Raw genomic sequence first — 19,498 nt, 5'->3', positions numbered from 1 at the left:
CCGGCCCGTAGCGGCGCGATTTATCGCGCTCTTTTACGGTCGGTGCACCTTCCAGACATTGCGCGATAAATCGCGCCGCTACAAATTCCTTCCTCCTTTATCACACCATTTCTCTCATTCTTACCGTGCTGTCACTACAACACTGGTGCTTACCGCTGCCGCCAACTAAAATCATGCCAAACATGTTTAAAGGAGTTAGACCATGCGCTGGCAAGGGCGTCGTGAAAGCGACAATGTAGAAGATCGACGCAATGATTCACCTGGCCTTGGCGGCGGCGGGGGACGGCAAATCCGCATTCCACGCGGCAAAGGCGGCCTTATCTTGCTGGTGGTGGTCGCTGTTGCCGGCTATTACGGCTACGACCTCACCGCGTTATTGGAAGGCGGCGGCAGTGTCGCGCCAACGTCGCAGCAGCGTCAGGTAAACACCGCACAGAGCAACGAAGATGCCAAATTCACTTCGGTGATTTTGGCGACCACCGAAGATACCTGGAGCAAGCTGTTCCAGCAGATGAACAAACAGTATGTGCCGCCGAAGCTGGTGATGTATCGCGGGGCAACGCGCACCAACTGCGGCACTGGCCAATCGGCGATGGGGCCGTTTTACTGTCCTGCCGATCAAACTGTGTATATCGATTTGTCATTCTACGATGACATGAAAACCAAACTCGGCGCCGGTGGCGACTTTGCGCAAGGCTATGTGATTGCGCATGAAGTGGGGCATCACGTACAAAAGCTGCTGGGCATTGAGCCAAAAGTGCGTCAGATGCAGCAGGGCGCGAGCCAGGCGCAGGCGAATCAGCTGTCGGTGAAAATGGAGCTGCAGGCGGATTGCTTCGCCGGCGTTTGGGGCCATTACATGGAGCAGCAAAACGTTCTGGAAGTGGGCGATCTGCAGGAAGCACTCAACGCGGCTGAAGCGATTGGCGACGATCGTCTGCAGCAGAAAGGTCAGGGCCGCGTAGTGCCGGATAGCTTCACCCATGGCACCTCTCAGCAGCGTTACACCTGGCTGAAACGCGGTTTCGATAGCGGCGATCCTGGCCAGTGCAACACCTTCGCTAGCAAGTGATCTTCCTGGTTGAACAAACGGCGGCGATGCAGCGTGCAGGCATTCGCCGCCTTTGCGTGATAGCGGGTGATGCGGAGTGGGCGCAGCAGCAGGCCACAGGTTGGCACACCGCGCTGCCCGGCGACTGGCTGACGGTGAGCGACAGCACCGATTTCTCGCACGCCGTTGCGCCCGCGGCTTTACGCACCTTGCTGGGGCGTGAATTCCAGCATGCGATATTTGATGCCCGCCGCGGTTTTCACGCCGAAGCTTTTGCAGCACTGGCTGGAACCTTACGCGCGGGCAGCTGGTTATTGCTGTTAACGCCTGATTGGGAAAGCTGGCCCAGGCAGACCGATGCCGACAGCCTGCGCTGGGCGGATGTCGCTGAACCGATCGCCACGCCGCACTTTATCCACCATCTGCAATCGCTGATGCGGCAAGACGCGCAGGTGATGTTGCAATGTCAGCATCAAGCGGTGCGTTATCCTGTGGAAACGCATCTGCCCAACTGGCGCTGTCAGGCGCCGCAGCAGCAGATGCAAATCCTTGAACAGCTTGAAGCGATGCCGCCGGGCGTGGCAGTGATCACCGCCGCGCGCGGTCGCGGCAAATCGGCGTTGGCCGGCATGCTGGCGCAGCGCAATCAACACTGTTTAGTCACGGCGCCGGCCAAAGTCTCCACGGCGGTGCTGGCAGAATTCGCTGGTGAGCATTTCAGTTTCATGGCTCCCGATGCCGTTCTCGCGCAGGAAGCGACGCCTCAGGCGCAGTGGCTGATTGTCGATGAAGCGGCCGCCATTCCCGCGCCCATCCTGCAACAGCTGGTGCAACGTTTCCCGCGCGTGCTACTTATCACCACCGTGCAAGGTTACGAAGGCACCGGACGCGGCTTTATGCTGCGCTTCTGCGCCACCTTGCCGGATGTGCGCCTCTTCCAGCTCGACGAGCCGTTGCGCTGGTCGCCGAACGATCCGCTGGAGCAATGGCTCAGCCAGGCATTGCTGTTTGAAGAGGCGCAGGAGAGCCGCGCAAGCGGTGAGATCGCGATTTATCCGGCAACGCCGGAACACAACATAACGGCGCTGGAAGCGGGCTATCGCCTGCTTGCCAGCGCGCACTATCGCACCTCGCCACTGGATTTGCGGCGCATGCTGGATGCGCCCGGCATGCGTTTTTGGTTGGCGGGTGCAGCCGAACAGGTAACCGGCGCGTTGTGGCTGGTGGAAGAGGGCGGATTGGATCAACCATTGGCTGACGCGGTGTGGGCCGGTCATCGTCGGCCGCGTGGCAATCTGGTGGCGCAATCGCTGGCGGCCCATGCCGGTTTCGCGCAGGCGGCAACGCTGCGCTCACTGCGCATTAGCCGGATTGCGGTGCAGGCGTTACAGCGTCAGCGTGGGATCGGCAAAGCGCTGGTGGCCACCGCACGACAGCAGGCGCAGAATTGTGATTATCTCTCGGTGAGTTTTGGCTACACCGAATCTTTGTGGCGCTTCTGGCGCGCCTGCGGTTTTACGCTGGTGCGGATTGGCTCGCAGCGCGAAGCCAGCAGCGGCTGCTATGCCGCGATGGCGCTGCTGGCAATCTCTGCGGCAGGTGAAGCGCTACAACAGCAGGCAGCGCAGCGCCTGGCGCGTGATTGGCCGTGGCTGCAAGCGATTATAGATTTACCGTTAACGCTGGTAAGCGATGCCAGCCAGCAGCTAAACGAGGATGACTGGGCGCTGCTGGCCGGCTTTGCCTGGGCGCAGCGCCCGTTCGAAGCCAGCTACGCGGCGCTACAGCGGCTGGTGCGCCAGTCTCCTTCACCGTTGTTGAATGCCATCCTGCTGCAAAAACAGACGCTAACCGATGCCGCGCAACATGCCGGTCTCAGCGGGCGTAAAGCCTTGATATACCAGCTGCGATCGGAAGCTGGCGCAGCACTGATTCGCCTCAATCCCGACGCGGCGCAGCGGCTGCGTTCATTGCAATAAATCCATTATCTCGTTCAAATTTTCCCGATATCTCTGTGCCAGCAGCGGCGTATAGTGATTTGAGGAGGATCTTATGGCACTACGATATGTAATTGTTCAGCAACCCAGCAGTGCAGCACAGCTGTTTCTGCTGTATCACGGCATCAACGACAACCCGGATTCGATGGCGCAGATTGGTAGCTGGTTCGCGAAAGCGTTCCCGCAAGCGCTGGTGGTGTCGGTCGGCGCACCTTACGCGGGCAGCGTGCCGCAAGGACGTCAGTGGTTTGCCGATATTCCGCCGCACGATCGTTCGGAACAGCAGGGCGTGGATGCGATCATGCCAGAGTTCGTGGCATCGGTGCGTCACTGGCAGCAAGAGAGCGGCGTGCGTGCCGAAGCCACGGCGCTGGTGGGCTTTTCCCAGGGCGGCATCATGGTGCTGGAAGGCATGAAAGCGCAGCCGGATTTGGCGGGACGCGCGATTGTGTTTAGCGGCCGCTATGCCACGCTGCCGTTGCGGGCCAGCACGCGTAACACCATTCATCTGATTCATGGCGATTACGACGAACAGATCCCGCTGCAGCACGCCGAAGAGGCGAAGCAACGTCTGATTTCGTTGGGCGGCGATGTCACGCTGGATGTGGTGGAAGATTTACCGCACGCGATTAACGATCGCAGCATGGAGCTGGCGCTGAATCATCTGCGTTATACCGTGCCGCGTCGTTACTTCGATGAGGCGCTGAGCGGTGCGAAGCCGGGCGATGATGATGTGGTGATGATGATGTAGCAGGATGCATAACGGCGCGAGTTATCGCGCCGTTTGCGATATGACGATTATTTCTTTTTCGGCCAGTCGTCCTCGTCATCCCATTTATCGTTGAAATCACGATGCGGCGGTAACGTCGGTTTGTTGTCCATGAATTTTTTATGGTCGATACGTTTTAGGTCTTTGTAAACGTTCATCAAAATACCAACCATCAGCAGGATCACCAGGATCCACCAGTACTCTTTAAAGAATTCCATCCCCTTTCTCCTTCGCGCTTAGGCGATCAGCTGTTCCATGATGCGCTGATACATACGGCTCAGCATCTGCAAATCTGACGCTTTCACGCACTCATTGATCTTATGAATGGTGGCGTTCACCGGGCCCAGTTCCACCACCTGCGCACCCATGCGCGCAATGAAGCGCCCATCGGAGGTGCCGCCGGTAGTCAGCAACTGCGGCTTAATTTCATTATAGTGCGCCACAGCGTTCACCACGGCATCCACCAGCTTACCGCGTGATGTCAGGAATGGCTGGCCGGAAACATTCCACTCCAGCGTATAGCGCAGCTGATGACGATCGAGCAGCTCCGCCACGCGATCTTTAATCATCTGATCGGTCAACTGCGTGCTGAAACGGAAGTTGAACTGCACAAAGAATTCGCCAGGAATTACGTTGTTGCTGCCGGTTCCGGCCTGCACGTTGGCGATCTGCATGCTGGTCGGCGGGAAGAATTCGTTGCCTTCATCCCACACGGTTTCTACCAGCTCATTCAGCGCCGGCATGGCGCGATGCACCGGATTATCCGCCAGATGCGGATAGGCTACGTGACCCTGCACGCCGTGAAGGGTGAGATTCGCGGTCATCGAGCCGCGACGGCCATTCTTCACCACGTCACCCACAATCTCGGTGCTCGACGGTTCGCCGACCAGGCAATAATCCATGCGTTCGTTGCGCGCCATCAAGCGCTCAACCACTTTCACCGTTCCGTTAACCGCGCTGGCTTCTTCATCGGAGGTAATCAGAAACGCCAGACGACCTTTATGCTGCGGATTAGCGGCCACAAAGCGTTCCGCTGCCACCACCATCGCCGCCAGCGAACCTTTCATATCGGCGGCACCGCGGCCAAAAAGCATGCCGTCGCGGATGCTGGGTTCAAACGGCGGGCTGATCCAGCGGTTGGCGTCGCCCGGCGGCACCACATCGGTATGACCGGCAAACGCCAGCGTTTCGCCCTGGCCGCGCGTTGCCCAAAAGTTCAGCGTATCGCCAATGTGCATTGGCTCAACCGTGAAGCCAATGGCTTCCAGACGCGTAATCAGCAGCGCCTGACAACCGGCATCATCCGGGCTGAGTGACGGGCGACGGATAAGCTGCTGAGCCAGCTCAATAACCGGACAGAACATGTTATGACTTCTCCTGGATAAAGGCGGAATAAAGGGAATCTTTGAAGCCGACCAGCAGATCGCCATTCGGCGCGGCTAACACCGGACGCTTGATGATGGCAGGCTGCGCCAGCATCACCGCTTTGGCGCTGGCGGCATCGTTTACCGCGTCGCGTTCGGCTTCCGGCAGCTTGCGCCAGGTGGTACCGCGCGTATTCAGCAGCGCCTCATAACCGAGTTGATCGATAAACGATTGCAGCAGCGCGTCGTCAATGCCCTCCACGCGATAGTCGTGAAAACAGTAGTTGATACCGGAAGACGCCAAATAGTTGCGTGCTTTTTTAATCGTGTCGCAATTTTTAATTCCGTACATCACCCACTGCGCTGTCATCGCTTATTCCCGTTGAGTAAAAAATAAAGCGCGAGTTTACCACAGCGCTCTAAGGGCTGTGAGCGCTGACGGTGAAAGCCGGCCTTATTCACCCATTTTTCATGACCCTTAAGCCGTTATAAATTTTATTACTTAGGGCCAGGAAGCGCTTTCACTTACGCACTTAATAATTGCCTGCGACATCATTAAGCTACTAAGGATTATCCTAAACGCAGATTTCTGCTACCCGATTTAAGTCAGCCATTTTTCCTGCCGCATTATAGAGTTGCTGAAATGTGCGTCAGTACGCAATTTCAAAAGATTGAAGCTTTTCTACGCTTTTGCCGATAGTGATAACAGGTGGAAACGTATTCACCACCAGAAAAAAACGGCGTAGAATTGCCGCTACAATAAGAGAGGGTTTTATGGTCGACACCGAAATGGGAAACTGGAAAGAATTCATCGAAGCGATGTTACGTAAGTAACGCGTGAAGAGAAAAGCATGGCACTTCCCAACTTGCTGTAATTCTTACCACACACAACAATAAAGCCGCCATGGATGTTCATGGCGGCTTTTTTATTCATTTAACCGCGCGCGATGAATCACGCCGCGACAAGTGTGTGCACTTGATATGCGCGGAACCTGATGTCCGCACAAGCCTTAGCGGCGCAATAGCATGCTCAATCGTGTGGCTTCTCTTTTAGCGGGAAGCGGCGGCGTACCACCACAAAGAACAGCGGCACAAAGAAAATCGCCAGCACGGTGGCAGAAATCATCCCGCCCATCACGCCGGTACCCACCGCGTGCTGGCTGCCGGAACCGGCACCGCTGCTAATGGCCATCGGCAGCACGCCGAAGATAAACGCCAGCGAAGTCATCAGAATCGGGCGCAGACGCTGACGCGAGGCTTCCAGCGTCGACTCCATCAGCTCGCGGCCTTTACTGTTGATCTCATTGGCGAACTCGACAATCAAAATGGCATTCTTCGCCGACAAGCCAATCACCGTGAGCAAGCCCGCCTGGAAATAGACATCGTTCTCCAGCCCGCGCATCCAGGTTGCCACCAGCGCGCCCACCACGCCGAGCGGCACCACCAGCATCACTGAGAATGGAATTGACCAGCTCTCATACAACGCCGCCAGACACAGGAATACCACTAGCAGCGAAATCGCATACAGCGCCGGCGCCTGCGAACCGGATAAGCGCTCCTGATAGGAGGCGCCGGTCCACTGGAAGCCTACGCCCAGCGGCAGCTGCCCAACCAGTTTCTCCATCTCGTCCATCGCGGTACCGCTGCTGACGCCGTTCGCCGCTTCACCGACAATCTCCAGCGCAGAGTAACCGTTGTAGCGCTCCAGACGCGGTGAACCGGTTTGCCAATGGCTGGTGGCGAAGGCGGAGAAGGGCACCATGCTGCCGCTGTTGTTACGCACATACCACTTATTCACGTCTTCCGGCAGCATGCGGAACTCTGCCGCCGCCTGCACGTAGACTTTCTTCACGCGACCGCGATCGAGGAAGTCATTAACGTAGGTTGAGCCCCACGCGGTGGTTAAGGTGTCATTGATGGTGTCCAGCGACACACCAAGCGCCTGCGCTTTGCGCTGGTCGACATCAATCTGCAACTGCGGACTGTCGTCGAGGCCGTTGTGACGTACCCGCGACAGCGCCGGATTGCTGTCAGCCATCTCCAGTAACTTATCGCGCATTGCCATTAGTCGCGTGTGGCCGATGCCACCGTGATCCTGCAACTCCATATCGAAGCCCGACGAACTGCCCATGCCGGTAATCGCGGGCGGGCTGCTGGCGATAACGCGCGCTTCGTTGATCTTGTGGAAGGCTTTTGTCGCACGCTCGATGATGGCGAAAGAGGTGCGATCGCTGCCCGGACGCTCCTCCCAATCTTTCAAGCGAACGAACAGGCGCGCGACGTTTTGACCGTTACCGCCAGGACCCGCTCCGATGGTGGAGAACACCGAAACCACATTGTCTTTCTCCTGGGTCATATAATAATTCTCGACCTTCGCCACCACGTTCGAGGTTTGTTGCAGCGTCGAACCGGCCGGCAATTGCACCTGCGTCAGGAACACGCCGCGATCTTCCAGCGGCAGGAACGAGGTGGGCAGACGAATAAACAGGAACGCCATCACGCCGATAATCGCCAGATAGAGCAGCAGCCAGCGGCCGCCTTTACGCAGAATTTTGGCGACGCCGCGCTCGTAACGTTCCGCGCTGGCGTTGAAGGTGCGGTTAAACCAGCCGAAGAAGCCACGACGACCGTGATAATGGCCTTGCTCCAGCGGTTTCAGCAGCGTGGAACAGAGCGCGGGCGTCAGAATCATCGCCACCAATACCGACAGCACCATCGCCGAAACGATAGTGATTGAAAACTGGCGATAGATGGCGCCGACGGTGCCGCCGAAGAACGCCATCGGCACAAACACCGCCGACAGCACCAGCGCAATGCCGACCAGCGCGCCCTGAATCTGGCCCATCGATTTACGCGTAGCGGCGCGCGGCGACAGACCTTCCTCGCTCATGATGCGCTCGACGTTTTCCACCACCACGATAGCGTCATCCACCAGCAAGCCGATGGCGAGCACCATGGCGAACATCGTCAGGGTGTTGATGCTGTAGCCGAAGGCGTAGAGCACCGCAAAGGTGCCGAGCAGCACCACCGGCACGGCGATAGTTGGAATTAGCGTGGCACGAAAGTTTTGCAGGAACAGATACATCACAAGGAACACCAGCAGGATCGCTTCCAGCAGGGTCTTCACCACGTCTTTAATCGAGGCCTTAACGAACGGCGTGGTTTCGTAAGCGACTTTGGCTTCCAGCCCGTGCGGGAAGTAGTGCGACAGCTCAGCAATACGCTCACGCACCAGTTTGTCGGTGTTCATCTCATTGGCGCCGGAAGCCAGCTTAATGCCGAGCCCCGATGCCGCCTGACCATTGTAGCGGCTGAGGAAGTCATATTTTTCCGCGCCCATCGCCACATCCGCCACATCGCCGAGCGTCACCACCGAGCCGTCGCTGTTGGTTTTCAGCGTCACTGCTTTGAACTGCGCCGGGGTTTGCAGCATCGACTGCGCATTCACCGTGGCGTTGAGCGCTTGCTTGTCCACCGACGGCAATCCGCCTACCTGACCCACCGCTACCTGCGCATTTTGCGATTCAATCGCGCTCACCACGTCTTCGGTGGTCAGCGCGTAGGCAATCAGCTTGTTGGGATCGAGCCAGATACGCATCGCATATTGCGAGCCGTAAGCATCCACCTGGCCGACGCCATCAACACGGCTGAGCGGATCCTGAATGTTACTGGCGACGTAATCTGAAATATCCTGTTTGTCCATGCTTCCGTCGGTAGAGACGAAGGCAATCATCAGGATATTGCTGTCACCGGTTTTATTCACCGTCACACCTTGTGACTGTACCGCCGCAGGCAATTTACGCAGCGCACTTTGCAATTGGTTTTGCACCTGCTGGCGCGCTTCGTCGGGGTTGGTGCCAGCGGTAAAGGTGAGGGTGATCTGGGCCTGGCCGGTGTTGCTGCTGTTGGAGGACATGTACATCAAATTATCGATGCCGGTCATGTTCTGTTCGATAACTTGCGTAACGGTGTTTTCCAGCGTTTCCGCGGATGCGCCGGGATAGTTGGCGGTGATACGCACGTTAGGCGGCGCGAGGTCGGGATATTGCTCAACCGGTAGCGAGACGATCGCCAACGTACCGCACAGGCAGAGCAGAATAGACAGAACCCAGGCAAAAATGGGCCGGTCGATAAAGAAATTCGACATGAAACCGACACTCCTCAACTGCGTATTTTTTACTTTTATTATGATGAGCGCGATGCGCGGACGGCGTCACGCTGGCGGAGTGCAAACTGCTCTCTCGAAAGACTCCTGCTGCAGACACTCTACGCGGCACAAATTAGAGAATCGTGAGTAAATTATGGAGAAAGTGTAAATATAGTGACGGTTTTTTGTGCGCGACTACAGATGTCGGCTTTCGAGCCACAGTACCGTAGCGGCAACGCGCGAACGGACATCCAGCTTACGCAGCAAGTTGCGAATGTGCACTTTTACCGTCTCTTCGGAGATATGCAAGGTGGCAGCAATTTCCTTATTCGATAAGCCACGCGCCACTTCCTGCAGCACATCCAGTTCGCGTTCGGTGAGCTGTTTGAACGGATTTGTCGTCGGCTGGCGCGTCGCCAGATAATCGGCCACCACCTCGCTAAACACGTTTTCACCTTTAGCGCCGCGCATCACTTGCGCCAGCAGTAGTTCGGGTTCGCTGTCCTTGAGCAGATAGCCATCGGCACCAGCATCCACCATCGCATAAATATCACTGCGCGCATCGGAAACCGTCAGCACCAGAATCCGTGCGGCGATGCCTTCGTTACGCAGCGCTTTCAGCGTGTCCAGCCCGGACATGCCTTTCATGTTGAGATCCAGCAGAATGACATCCGGCGACAAACGGCGTGCTTCGGCCAGCGCTTCAGTGCCATTATTGGCTTCCGCTACCACGTCTAGCCGGGGCTCCAGCGCCAGCAACTGGCGAATACCACGGCGCATCAGTGGATGATCGTCAACGATCATAATAGTCAGGGAAGGGTTAGCCATAATATCTCCAGTATCAAAGGCAACTTTTTTTCATTAACGCATCTGCCGTAGCGGCGCAGTTTATTGCGCGATGAATCGCGCCGCTACAGCAGGTGCGCTCTATAATCTGTCAGCTCAACCGGTGCGTCGGGCGCGGTGGAAAACGCAGCGTGACGCGCGTGCCTTGCGCCTGCGGGGTGATCATCAGCGTGCCGGATAATCGCGCGGCGCGCTCCGCCATGATGGTGAGACCATAATGTCCTGGCGGCTCTTCGAGGCTGCTGATGCCGCAGCCATCGTCTTCGATGGTCAGTAAGTGGTCCTCATCAGCGACACGCTGATAGTGAATCTGAATATTGTGCGCCTGCGCATGGCGAATCGCGTTGAGCAGCGCTTCGCGCGCAATCTGCAGCACATGCACTTGCTGCTGCGCATCCAGCATCTGCAAGCCGGGCTGATAATCGAAGTCGATTGCCGCCTGCGATTGCTCCTGCAGCGGCGCAATCATCGCCTGCATCGCCTGCACCAAATCAGCCTGTTCGATGGTCAGACGGAAGGTGGTCAGCAGTTCGCGCAGCTGCTGATAGGCTTCGGCCAGCGCGCGATCAAAATCAGCGATAATCGCCAGCGCCTGCGGTTGCGACCCATCGACATTGCGTCGCAGCAGCGCCAGCTGGATGCGCAGGAAAGAGAGCGACTGCGCCAGCGAATCGTGCAATTCCCGCGCAATGGTGGCGCGCTCTTCTATTAATAGCATCTGCTGATACTGCTTTTGCGTCTGCCAAATCCACAGTGCGCGCGCCAGCATGTTCGCCAGGCTCTGCATCAGTTCGTCGGCGGGCGGTGCGCGGTGGGTTTGCCAGCACAGTTCGCCCAGCCGCTGCTCTTCCTGCATCAACGGCAAATGCTGCCAGCTCACCTCATCCGCCGCCACACCGGCCTGAAACTCAATCCCTTCGCTGACAATTTTCAGCACCGTCAGCGCTTCACGGCGCTGTACCAGACGCAGCAATCCCTGAAACAGTTCGGGATTGGGTGGGCTGCTGGTGAGAATTTGTGAGCTTTCATACAGTAGAGAAAGTGTGCGATTGGCCTGGGTGAGATCTTCGGTTTTATCACGCACCGCGCACTCCAGCAGGCGATAGTGCGAATGCAGCCGTTCGGCCATGGTAGTAAAAGCCTGCGCCAGCACGCCCAGTTCATTCGGCTGTTGCACCGGCAGCGGCGGAAAAGCGAAATTCGCCTGCTCAACATATTGGCTGGCGGTCACCAGCGCGTTGAGCGGTCGCACCACGTTGCGGCGGATAAAGCGAATCGTCCACAACGCCAGCGCCACAATCGCCAGAAAACCGAACAGGCTGCTGGCGGCCACCAGATGCATCTTCAGTTCAGCATAATGCTGTAATGCCAGCACGAAGCGGTCGATCTCGCTGACGTAGCCCGCGACACGCTGCTGGTAGATTTGTGCTCGCCTGGGCTGCAACGTTTCCTGCAGCATCGGCCAGCTGTGACGCAGATAGCGATAGCGGCTACTCACTTCAAGCGGTACCCACGCGCGCTCCAGATGCTGCAGCGCCGGGGATTCCAGCGTTTGCCGGTAGAGTTGGATGTGATGATCCAATTGCTGCGGATCGCGCGTGCTGTCCCACGCCAGACGATATATCTGCATGCGCAGCGATCCGGCGACATTCACCGCTTCGGCATCGCGCAGGCTGCTGGAGAGCGTCATCAGCGCCAGCCCGGTGGTCAACAGCGACAGCAGCACAATCACGCTGAGTGCGCGCGCAATGGTACGAGTAACGGGACGTTTCACAATCACAGTAATAACCCTTGTAAGAGCGGGGGATTATAGGGCAGCCGTGCGGTGACGGCGAGTGAGATCTCGTCACATCAGGTTACTTTTAACAGAGAAAACCCTTTCTCTTTACCTTTCTCTAAATAACCCGCGCTAAGCTGGCGAATTATTAAACGGCTTTACGGCTTGCTCAACCTGGTTTTCATTCCCTGCGTGATAATAAGTCCTGTAACGCTTAACCCTTAACGGAAGACAACAGGAGCATCACATGAAGAGACGTTATGCCGTTCTGACTGCTGCACTGCTTGCCACCGCAAGTTTCTCGACGCTGGCGGCCCAGCCCGTAAGCGCCACGCAAGCGCAAAACCTGCAAAGCGCGGGCACCGTTTCCATCAGCGGCGTACGCGGCTCGCTGGATGACGCAACGCGCCATCTGTCGCAAAAAGCGCAAGAGGAAGGTGCCAGCGGCTATCGTGTTATTGGTGTACAAACTCCGGGCGACTCCAGCCTGTGGAGCGGCACCGCAGAGATTTATCGTTAATTCCCTCCAGTAGTTATCCCTGTAGCCATCCCTTTACCGGTCAGCCCTCTGGCCGGTTTTTTTGTGCACCGCGACGGATTATTACAATTCATCTTGTGCAGCCTGGCGGTATTTTTTGCTTCGTTCTTGCAGAACGGGTAGGATTCATCGCCGTAAATTCCCAGCCCGCCACGCGACATCGTTCCGCCGCTGTGACACCGGGTTTTTACCCCATTTCGCACCGCCATACGCAATCGTTTGGTTACGCGGTGATTGATGGTCAGGACAAACAGGATAGCTATGAAATCAACTAAAAAAACCGCAGCCGAACAACGCGCTGCGAAAAGACGCTGGCTCAACTCGCATGACAGCGGTTACCACAAAGCAATGGGTAACCGCCAGGTACAAATGATCGCCATCGGCGGTGCTATCGGTACCGGTCTGTTCCTCGGTGCTGGCGCGCGCCTGCAAATGGCCGGTCCTGCACTGGCGCTGGTTTATCTGGTGTGCGGTATCTTCTCCTTCTTTATCCTCCGAGCGTTGGGCGAACTGGTGTTACATCGTCCTTCCAGCGGCAGCTTTGTTTCTTATGCGCGTGAATTCCTTGGGGAAAAAGCGTCTTACGTTGCGGGCTGGATGTATTTCGTTAACTGGGCGATGACCGGTATCGTCGATATCACCGCAGTCGCGCTTTATATGCACTATTGGGGCGCGTTTGGCGATGTGCCGCAGTGGGTGTTTGCGCTAGGCGCGCTGGCGATTGTCGGCACCATGAACATGATCGGCGTGAAGTGGTTCGCCGAGATGGAGTTCTGGTTCGCGCTGGTGAAAGTGCTGGCTATCGTGGTGTTCCTGATTGTCGGCGTGGTGTTCCTCGGCAGCGGTAAACCGCTGGACGGCAATACCACCGGCTTCCATCTGATCACCGATAACGGCGGTTTCTTCCCGCACGGCTTGCTGCCAGCGCTGGTGTTGGTGCAGGGCGTCGTGTTCGCCTTCGCCTCGATTGAGCTGGTAGGTACCGCAGCAGGCGAATGTAAAGATCCCAAGACCATGCTGCCAAAAGCCATCAACAGCGTGATCTGGCGTATCGGCCTGTTCTACGTCGGTTCCGTGGTGCTGCTGGTACTGCTGCTGCCGTGGAATGCCTATCAGGCGGGGCAAAGTCCGTTCGTGACCTTCTTCTCCAAACTGGGCGTGCCTTATATCGGTAGCGTAATGAACATCGTGGTGCTGAGCGCCGCGCTGTCGAGCCTCAACTCGGGTCTCTATTCCACCGGCCGTATTCTGCGCTCCATGTCGATGGGCGGTTCTGCGCCACAGTTTATGTCGAAGATGAGCAAGCAGCAGGTGCCGTATGCCGGCATTCTGGTCACCGTTGCCGTTTACATCATCGGCGTGGTGCTGAACTACTATGTGCCGTCGCAGGTGTTTGAAATCGTTCTGAACGTGGCGTCACTCGGCATCATCTCGTCGTGGGCCTTTATCGTGGTGTGCCAGATGCGTCTGCGCAAAGCGATCAAAGAGGGTAAAGCTGAAGATGTCAGCTTCAAGCTGCCGTGGGCGCCGTTCACCTCCTGGTTGACGCTGCTGTTCCTGGTGAGCGTGCTGGTGCTGATGGCGTTCGACTATCCGAACGGCACGTACACCATCGCCTCTATTCCCCTGATTGCCGTGGTGCTCGTGTTGGGTTGGTTTGGCGTGCGCAAACGCGTTAATGCCGAAGCGATGAAAGAGCACGAACATCATGCTGACGACCAGGATGATGTATCGCCGAAACTGGCGGACGATAACGCGCGTTAATCGTAGCGATTCTCATCTACGGGGGCCTTTTGGCCCCCGTTTATATTTCAATTCCCCTTCACTTGATCCCACGTCGGGATTTACCCCTTTGGGGTGATATAGCCCTCTTTAGCGTCAGGTTATTTTACGCACCATCTCTCTTTCCCCCGTTTAAGGTGAACCGATGGCGCTGTCGCGACGTGAACTCTTTACCGGGCAGCGCGTAGCGTCTGCTGACGGCATCGCTTTGCCATGGTGGCGGGGAGAGAAGGGTTGTGATGGCTGCGGCACATGCGTCTCGGCCTGCGAAACCCGCATCATCCGTCTGGCTGTCGGTGAAGTGCCGCACCTCGATTTTCTGCAGGGCGAATGCACGTTTTGCGCCGCGTGCGTGGACGCTTGCCCGCAGCCGCTGTTCCACGCGCGTGAAACCGAGCCGTTTCCACAGCGCATTCGCATCGACAACCGCTGCATCACCTTCCTTGGCGTGAACTGCCGCAGCTGTCAGGAGAGTTGTGAACAGCAAGCCATCCGTTTCCACCTGATGCCGAACGGCATCGCACAGCCTGAAACCCTTCCGCAGCATTGCACCGGTTGCGGCGCCTGCATCGCGCCTTGCCCGGTCTCAGCCACAGGATTACATCATGAACCATGAAAACAGTTGGCACGTCTGCGGCCTGGTGATTCAGGCGCGGCCGGCGTCGATTCCCGCCGTAAAAAGTGCGCTGCTGGCCTTTGCCGATTGCGACATCGCCGCGGAAGACGCCGCGCGCGGCACGCTGGCGGTGACGCTGGGTGCGACGGATAGCGCCGCGCTGCTGCGCAATATTGAAGAGAGCCGCAACATCGCTGGCGTGTTGGCGGTATCGCTGGTCTATCACCAGCAAGACGAAATTGAAGAACCTTGTAAGGAAGCATCATGAGCATAAGTCGTCGTGATTTTATGAAGGCCAATGCGGCGGCTGCTGCTGCAACGGCTGCAGGACTCACCATTCCCACCGTCGCCAAAGCCGCGACCTCATTGGCTGCGCCAATTCGCTGGGAAAAAGCGCCGTGCCGATTCTGCGGCACCGGCTGTGGCGTGCTGGTTGGCACCCAGGATGGCCGCGTAGTGGCGTCGCAGGGCGATCCGCAGGCAGAAGTGAACCGCGGTCTCAACTGTATCAAAGGCTATTTCCTGCCGAAGATCATGTACGGGAAAGATCGTCTGACCCAGCCGCTGCTGCGCATGACCGACGGTAAATATGCTAAAGAGGGCGAGTTCACCCCGGTCAGCTGGGATCAAGCCTTCGACATCATGGAAGAGAAGTTCAAAGCGGCGCTGAAAGCCAACGGCCCGGATTCGGTTGGCATGTTCGGTTCCGGTCAGTGGACGGTGTGGGAAGGTTACGCGGCCTCCAAGCTGATGAAAGCCGGTTTCCGCACCAACAATCTCGACCCTAATGCGCGTCACTGCATGGCTTCAGCGGTGGTTGGCTTTATGCGCACCTTCGGCATGGACGAACCGATGGGCTGCTACGACGACATCGAGCAGGCCGACGCCTTTGTGCTGTGGGGCTCGAACATGGCGGAGATGCATCCGATTCTCTGGTCACGTATTACCGCGCGTCGTCTCAGCAGTGAGAACGTCAAAGTGGCGGTGCTTTCCACCTATCGTCATCGCAGTTTTGAGCTGGCCGACAACGCGATGGTGTTCACACCGCAGAGCGATCTGGCGATCCTCAACTTCATCGCCAACTACATTATTCAGAACAACAAGGTCGATAAAACCTTCCTGCAGAACCACGTGACGCTGCGCAAAGGCGTGACCGACATCGGTTACGGTTTGCGCCCCACCGATCCGCGTCAGGCTTCAGCGAAGAACCCGGACAGCGGCGAATCCACGCCGATGAGCTTTGACGAGTTTGCGAAGTTTGTCTCTGAGTACACGGTGGAAAAAGCCAGCGTAATGAGCGGTGTGGAGAAAGATCAACTCATCGCCCTCGCCGAGCTGTATGCCGATCCGAAAGTCAACGTGGTGTCGTACTGGACCATGGGCTTCAACCAGCATACGCGCGGCGTGTGGGCCAATAACCTGTGCTACAACCTGCACTTATTGACCGGCAAAATTTCACGTCCGGGCACCGGTCCGTTCTCGCTCACCGGCCAGCCGTCGGCGTGCGGCACGGCGCGTGAAGTCGGCACCTTCTCACACCGTTTACCGGCGGACATGGTGGTTAATAATGACAAACACCGCGCTACCGCCGAGAAGCTGTGGAAGCTGCCGCAGGGCACGGTGCCGGCCAAAATTGGTTTGCATGCCGTGGCGCAGGATCGCGCGCTGAAAGATGGCAAGCTCAACGCCTACTGGGTGATGTGTAACAACAACATGCAGGCCGGTCCCAACCTGACGCAGGAGCGTATGCCGGGCTGGCGCGATGAGCGCAACTTCATCGTGGTTTCCGATCCCTATCCCACCGTCAGCGCCTTGTCGGCTGACCTGATTCTGCCCACTGCGATGTGGGTGGAGAAAGAGGGCGCGTATGGCAACGCCGAGCGTCGTACTCAGTTCTGGCATCAGCAGGTGAAAGCGCCGGGGGACGCGAAATCCGATTTGTGGCAGCTGGTGAACTTCTCTAAACGTTTCAAGGTAGCGGAAGTGTGGCCGGAAGCGCTGCTGGCGCAGAATCCGGAGCTGCGCGACAAAACGCTGTTTGATGTGCTGTACGCCAATGGCCAGGTCAACCAATTCCCACTGAGTGAAGTGGCAGATGACCAGTTGAATGATGAAGCGCGCGAGTTTGGCTTCTACATCCAGAAAGGCTTGTTCGAGGAGTACGCCAGCTTTGGACGCGGTCACGGCCACGATCTTGCGCCGTTCGATGCTTACCATCAGGCGCGCGGCCTGCGCTGGCCGGTGGTGGATGGCAAAGAGACGCGCTGGCGCTATCGCGAAGGTTACGACAGCTACGTCAAAGCCGGTGAAGGCGTGCGTTTCTACGGTAAGCCGGATGGTAAAGCCACCATTTTCGCGCTGCCCTACGAAGCGCCAGCCGAATCGCCGGATGAAGAGTACGACCTGTGGTTCTGTACCGGTCGCGTGCTGGAACACTGGCACACCGGCACAATGACGCGTCGCGTGCCGGAGCTGCACCGCGCAGTGCCGCAGGCGCTACTCTATATACATCCGCTGGATGCCAAAGAGCGCAATTTCCGTCGCGGCGAGAAAGTCCGCGTGGTGTCGCGTCGTGGCGAAACCCTTGCCACCGTGGAAACGCGCGGTCGCAATCAGCCGCCCAAAGGTCTGGTATTTATGCCGTTCTTTGATGCGGGCGTGCTGGCCAACAATGTCACGCTGGACGCCACCGATCCGCTGTCGAAGCAGACCGATTACAAAAAATGCGCCGTCAAGCTGGTTAAAATTTAAGGCAGGATGCAATGAAACCCTTAATCACACTTGTTACTTTGGCCGCCCTGATGCTGGGCGGCACGGTTTACGCCAACAACGGCGTCGATCTCAATCAGTCACCGGAAGTGACGGCCACGCAGCAGGGCACCATTCATCAGCCCAAAGAGCAGAGCCGCAAGCCGTTGAACTACGTGAATCAGCCGCCGGTGATCCCGCATAGCGTCGATGGCTATCAGGTGACGAAAAACGTGAACCGTTGTCTGCAGTGTCACGGCACGCAGAGCTATCTCACCACCGGCGCGCCTCGCGTTAGTCCAACGCACTTCACCGATCGCGATGGACTGGTGAGCAGCACCGTGTCGCCGCGTCGCTACTTCTGCCTGCAGTGTCACGTACCGCAAACCGATGCCAAACCGGTGGTGGAAAACACCTTCAAACCGGCTGACGGCTTCGTTAAGTGAGGACATGATGAAAGAGAAACTTCTGCGCATCTGGTGCTGGTGGCGGCGTCCGAGCCGTCTGGCGCTCGGTACGCTACTGATTCTGGGCTTTGCTGGCGGCATCATTTTCTGGGGCGGCTTCAACACCGCAATGGAGATGACCAACCGCGAGCAGTTCTGTATCGGCTGCCATGAGATGCGTAATAACGTCTATCAGGAATATATGCAGACGGTGCACTACAACAACCGCAGCGGCGTGCGCGCCACCTGTCCGGATTGTCACGTGCCGCACGAGTGGGGCCCGAAAATGCTGCGTAAGATCCAGGCGAGCAAAGAGGTGTATGCCAAGATTTTTGGCATCATCGATACGCCGCAAAAGTTCGAGGATCATCGCATCAAGCTGGCGCAAAACGAGTGGCGCAGGATGAAAAACAACAATTCGCAGGAGTGTCGTAACTGCCACAACTTCGATTATATGGATTTCACCGCGCAGAAGACCGTGGCCGCGAAGATGCACAGCAAAGCAGTTGAGGAAGGGAAAACCTGTATCGATTGCCACAAAGGTATCGCGCACCATCTGCCCGATATGAAAGACCAACCCAACGGTTTTTGAGGCCTAACAACGCGGCATGAATTGGCGTAATGCCGATCACTACCGCAGCGCATCAAACCACTGCACAATCCGTAGCGGCGCGATTTAACGCGCAACCCATTGCGCCGCTACAATCTCTGTGCACTGAGCCAGGAGCGCCCATCACGGCGACCGGCCTCACAATTCAGATAGTTTTCCCCGCCGCTTCGGCCTATCATCTCAGGCTCCCTCAATTTAGCAGTGGAGTGGTTATGTCGTTAAAGATCAACATCATCAAAGACAAGTTGCTGTCAGAAAACTGGTTTGTGCTGCGCAACTTCACCTACGAACTCACCCGCAACAACGGCGAAGTCGTGCGTCACAAGCGCGAAGTGTACGATCGCGGTAACGGCGCCACCATCCTGCTGTACAACACTAAAAAAAATAGCGTGCTGCTGGTGCGTCAGTTCCGCATTGCCACTTATGTCAATGGCAATGAAAGTGGCGAGTTGATTGAGACCTGCGCCGGGCTGCTGGATGACGACTCGCCGGAAGATTGCATCCGCAAAGAAGCGATAGAAGAGACCGGCTATCAGGTGGGTAAGGTCGATAAAGTTTTTGAAGCCTACATGTCGCCGGGCGGCGTGACTGAACTGATCCACTTCTTCGCCGCGGAATACAGCGATGCACAGCGCGCAAACAAGGGCGGTGGCGTTGAGGATGAAGAGATTACCCTGCTGGAGCTGAGTTTCCCGGAGGCGCTGGCGATGGTGAAAGATGGCCGCATTCGTGACGGTAAAGCCATTATGCTGCTGCAGCATGCGCAGATTGCCGGTTGGTTGCAGGCGTAAACATAATCTCCTAATC

General features: G+C 57.2%; 18 protein-coding genes. 12 read left to right on the top strand and 6 right to left on the bottom strand.

The genetic code is table 11. The features are described 5' to 3' along the window. The first annotated feature begins 202 nt into the window (after window positions 1–202). The 3 genes from K5Y33_RS09755 to ypfH all read left to right on the top strand — a co-directional run bounded on the left by K5Y33_RS09755 (window position 203) and on the right by ypfH (window position 3,799). Window positions 203–1,072, top strand: a complete 870-nt coding sequence (locus tag K5Y33_RS09755; RefSeq protein WP_110866495.1) for a neutral zinc metallopeptidase — start codon at window positions 203–205, stop codon at window positions 1,070–1,072. A gap of 26 nt (window positions 1,073–1,098) precedes the next feature. Beyond that, the gene (locus K5Y33_RS09750) at window positions 1,099–3,030 is read left to right on the top strand and encodes a tRNA(Met) cytidine acetyltransferase TmcA (protein ID WP_222233789.1); all 1,932 of its coding nucleotides are present in this window, start codon (window positions 1,099–1,101) and stop codon (window positions 3,028–3,030) included. A 73-nt stretch (window positions 3,031–3,103) separates the two neighbouring features. Next, entirely contained in the window at window positions 3,104–3,799 is a 696-nt protein-coding gene (ypfH, locus tag K5Y33_RS09745) for an esterase (protein WP_101763528.1), read from the top strand. 47 nt (window positions 3,800–3,846) lie between these two features. Here the strand turns inward: ypfH and K5Y33_RS09740 are convergent, their stop codons facing one another. The 3 genes from K5Y33_RS09740 to K5Y33_RS09730 are packed head-to-tail and all read right to left on the bottom strand — an operon-like array spanning window position 3,847 to window position 5,551. After that, window positions 3,847–4,035 (bottom strand): YpfN family protein, encoded by a 189-nt coding sequence (locus K5Y33_RS09740; protein ID WP_008108368.1) that lies wholly within the window; start codon window positions 4,033–4,035, stop codon window positions 3,847–3,849. Window positions 4,036–4,053: 18 nt separating this feature from the next. Next, the gene (gene dapE / locus K5Y33_RS09735; RefSeq protein ID WP_222233788.1) at window positions 4,054–5,181 is read right to left on the bottom strand and encodes a succinyl-diaminopimelate desuccinylase; all 1,128 of its coding nucleotides are present in this window, start codon (window positions 5,179–5,181) and stop codon (window positions 4,054–4,056) included. A gap of 1 nt (window position 5,182) precedes the next feature. Continuing rightward, complete coding sequence (locus K5Y33_RS09730) at window positions 5,183–5,551, bottom strand: ArsC family reductase (RefSeq protein ID WP_222233787.1); 369 nt, start codon at window positions 5,549–5,551, stop codon at window positions 5,183–5,185. A 404-nt stretch (window positions 5,552–5,955) separates the two neighbouring features. Between K5Y33_RS09730 and ypfM the strand changes: the two genes are divergently transcribed. Beyond that, the gene (gene ypfM, locus K5Y33_RS23790) at window positions 5,956–6,015 is read left to right on the top strand and encodes a protein YpfM (RefSeq protein ID WP_137386901.1); all 60 of its coding nucleotides are present in this window, start codon (window positions 5,956–5,958) and stop codon (window positions 6,013–6,015) included. A gap of 196 nt (window positions 6,016–6,211) precedes the next feature. Here ypfM and acrD read toward each other — a convergent pair whose 3' ends face one another. The 3 genes from acrD to narQ all read right to left on the bottom strand — a co-directional run bounded on the left by acrD (window position 6,212) and on the right by narQ (window position 11,954). Further along, on the bottom strand, window positions 6,212–9,328 hold the full coding sequence (gene acrD, locus K5Y33_RS09720; protein WP_222233786.1) for a multidrug efflux RND transporter permease AcrD: 3,117 nt from the start codon (window positions 9,326–9,328) through the stop codon (window positions 6,212–6,214). Between the two features lie 195 nt (window positions 9,329–9,523). Further along, entirely contained in the window at window positions 9,524–10,156 is a 633-nt protein-coding gene (locus tag K5Y33_RS09715) for a response regulator (RefSeq protein ID WP_101763532.1), read from the bottom strand. Window positions 10,157–10,265: 109 nt separating this feature from the next. Next, a complete protein-coding gene (gene narQ / locus K5Y33_RS09710; protein WP_222233785.1) occupies window positions 10,266–11,954 on the bottom strand; it encodes a nitrate/nitrite two-component system sensor histidine kinase NarQ in 1,689 nt (562 codons plus the stop codon). 244 nt (window positions 11,955–12,198) lie between these two features. Here narQ and K5Y33_RS09705 point away from each other — a divergent pair, with 244 nt between their 5' ends. The 8 genes from K5Y33_RS09705 to nudK all read left to right on the top strand — a co-directional run bounded on the left by K5Y33_RS09705 (window position 12,199) and on the right by nudK (window position 19,482). Beyond that, window positions 12,199–12,471 (top strand): YdgH/BhsA/McbA-like domain containing protein, encoded by a 273-nt coding sequence (locus K5Y33_RS09705; RefSeq protein ID WP_101763534.1) that lies wholly within the window; start codon window positions 12,199–12,201, stop codon window positions 12,469–12,471. Window positions 12,472–12,750: 279 nt separating this feature from the next. Continuing rightward, window positions 12,751–14,253 (top strand): L-asparagine permease, encoded by a 1,503-nt coding sequence (gene ansP / locus K5Y33_RS09700; RefSeq protein ID WP_101763535.1) that lies wholly within the window; start codon window positions 12,751–12,753, stop codon window positions 14,251–14,253. A 163-nt stretch (window positions 14,254–14,416) separates the two neighbouring features. Beyond that, window positions 14,417–14,887 carry a ferredoxin-type protein NapF gene (gene napF, locus K5Y33_RS09695; RefSeq protein ID WP_222233784.1) on the top strand — a complete coding sequence of 157 codons (471 nt, stop codon included), beginning with the start codon at window positions 14,417–14,419 and terminating at the stop codon, window positions 14,885–14,887. After that, window positions 14,877–15,155 carry a chaperone NapD gene (locus tag K5Y33_RS09690; RefSeq protein WP_101763537.1) on the top strand — a complete coding sequence of 93 codons (279 nt, stop codon included), beginning with the start codon at window positions 14,877–14,879 and terminating at the stop codon, window positions 15,153–15,155. Before napF ends, K5Y33_RS09690 begins: the two co-directional genes overlap by 11 nt. Next, the gene (gene napA, locus K5Y33_RS09685; protein WP_222233783.1) at window positions 15,152–17,638 is read left to right on the top strand and encodes a nitrate reductase catalytic subunit NapA; all 2,487 of its coding nucleotides are present in this window, start codon (window positions 15,152–15,154) and stop codon (window positions 17,636–17,638) included. Before K5Y33_RS09690 ends, napA begins: the two co-directional genes overlap by 4 nt. An 11-nt stretch (window positions 17,639–17,649) precedes the next feature. Next, on the top strand, window positions 17,650–18,081 hold the full coding sequence (napB, locus tag K5Y33_RS09680) for a nitrate reductase cytochrome c-type subunit (protein WP_222233782.1): 432 nt from the start codon (window positions 17,650–17,652) through the stop codon (window positions 18,079–18,081). Between the two features lie 7 nt (window positions 18,082–18,088). After that, window positions 18,089–18,673 carry a cytochrome c-type protein NapC gene (gene napC / locus K5Y33_RS09675; RefSeq protein ID WP_222233781.1) on the top strand — a complete coding sequence of 195 codons (585 nt, stop codon included), beginning with the start codon at window positions 18,089–18,091 and terminating at the stop codon, window positions 18,671–18,673. 230 nt (window positions 18,674–18,903) lie between these two features. Beyond that, a complete protein-coding gene (gene nudK, locus K5Y33_RS09670; RefSeq protein ID WP_222233780.1) occupies window positions 18,904–19,482 on the top strand; it encodes a GDP-mannose pyrophosphatase NudK in 579 nt (192 codons plus the stop codon). Window positions 19,483–19,498: the final 16 nt, after the last annotated feature.

Source organism: Pantoea sp. DY-17 (genome assembly GCF_019795975.1).
Taxonomy (GTDB): domain Bacteria; phylum Pseudomonadota; class Gammaproteobacteria; order Enterobacterales; family Enterobacteriaceae; genus Pantoea; species Pantoea leporis.
This window is presented reverse-complemented; position numbering and strand designations above follow the sequence as displayed.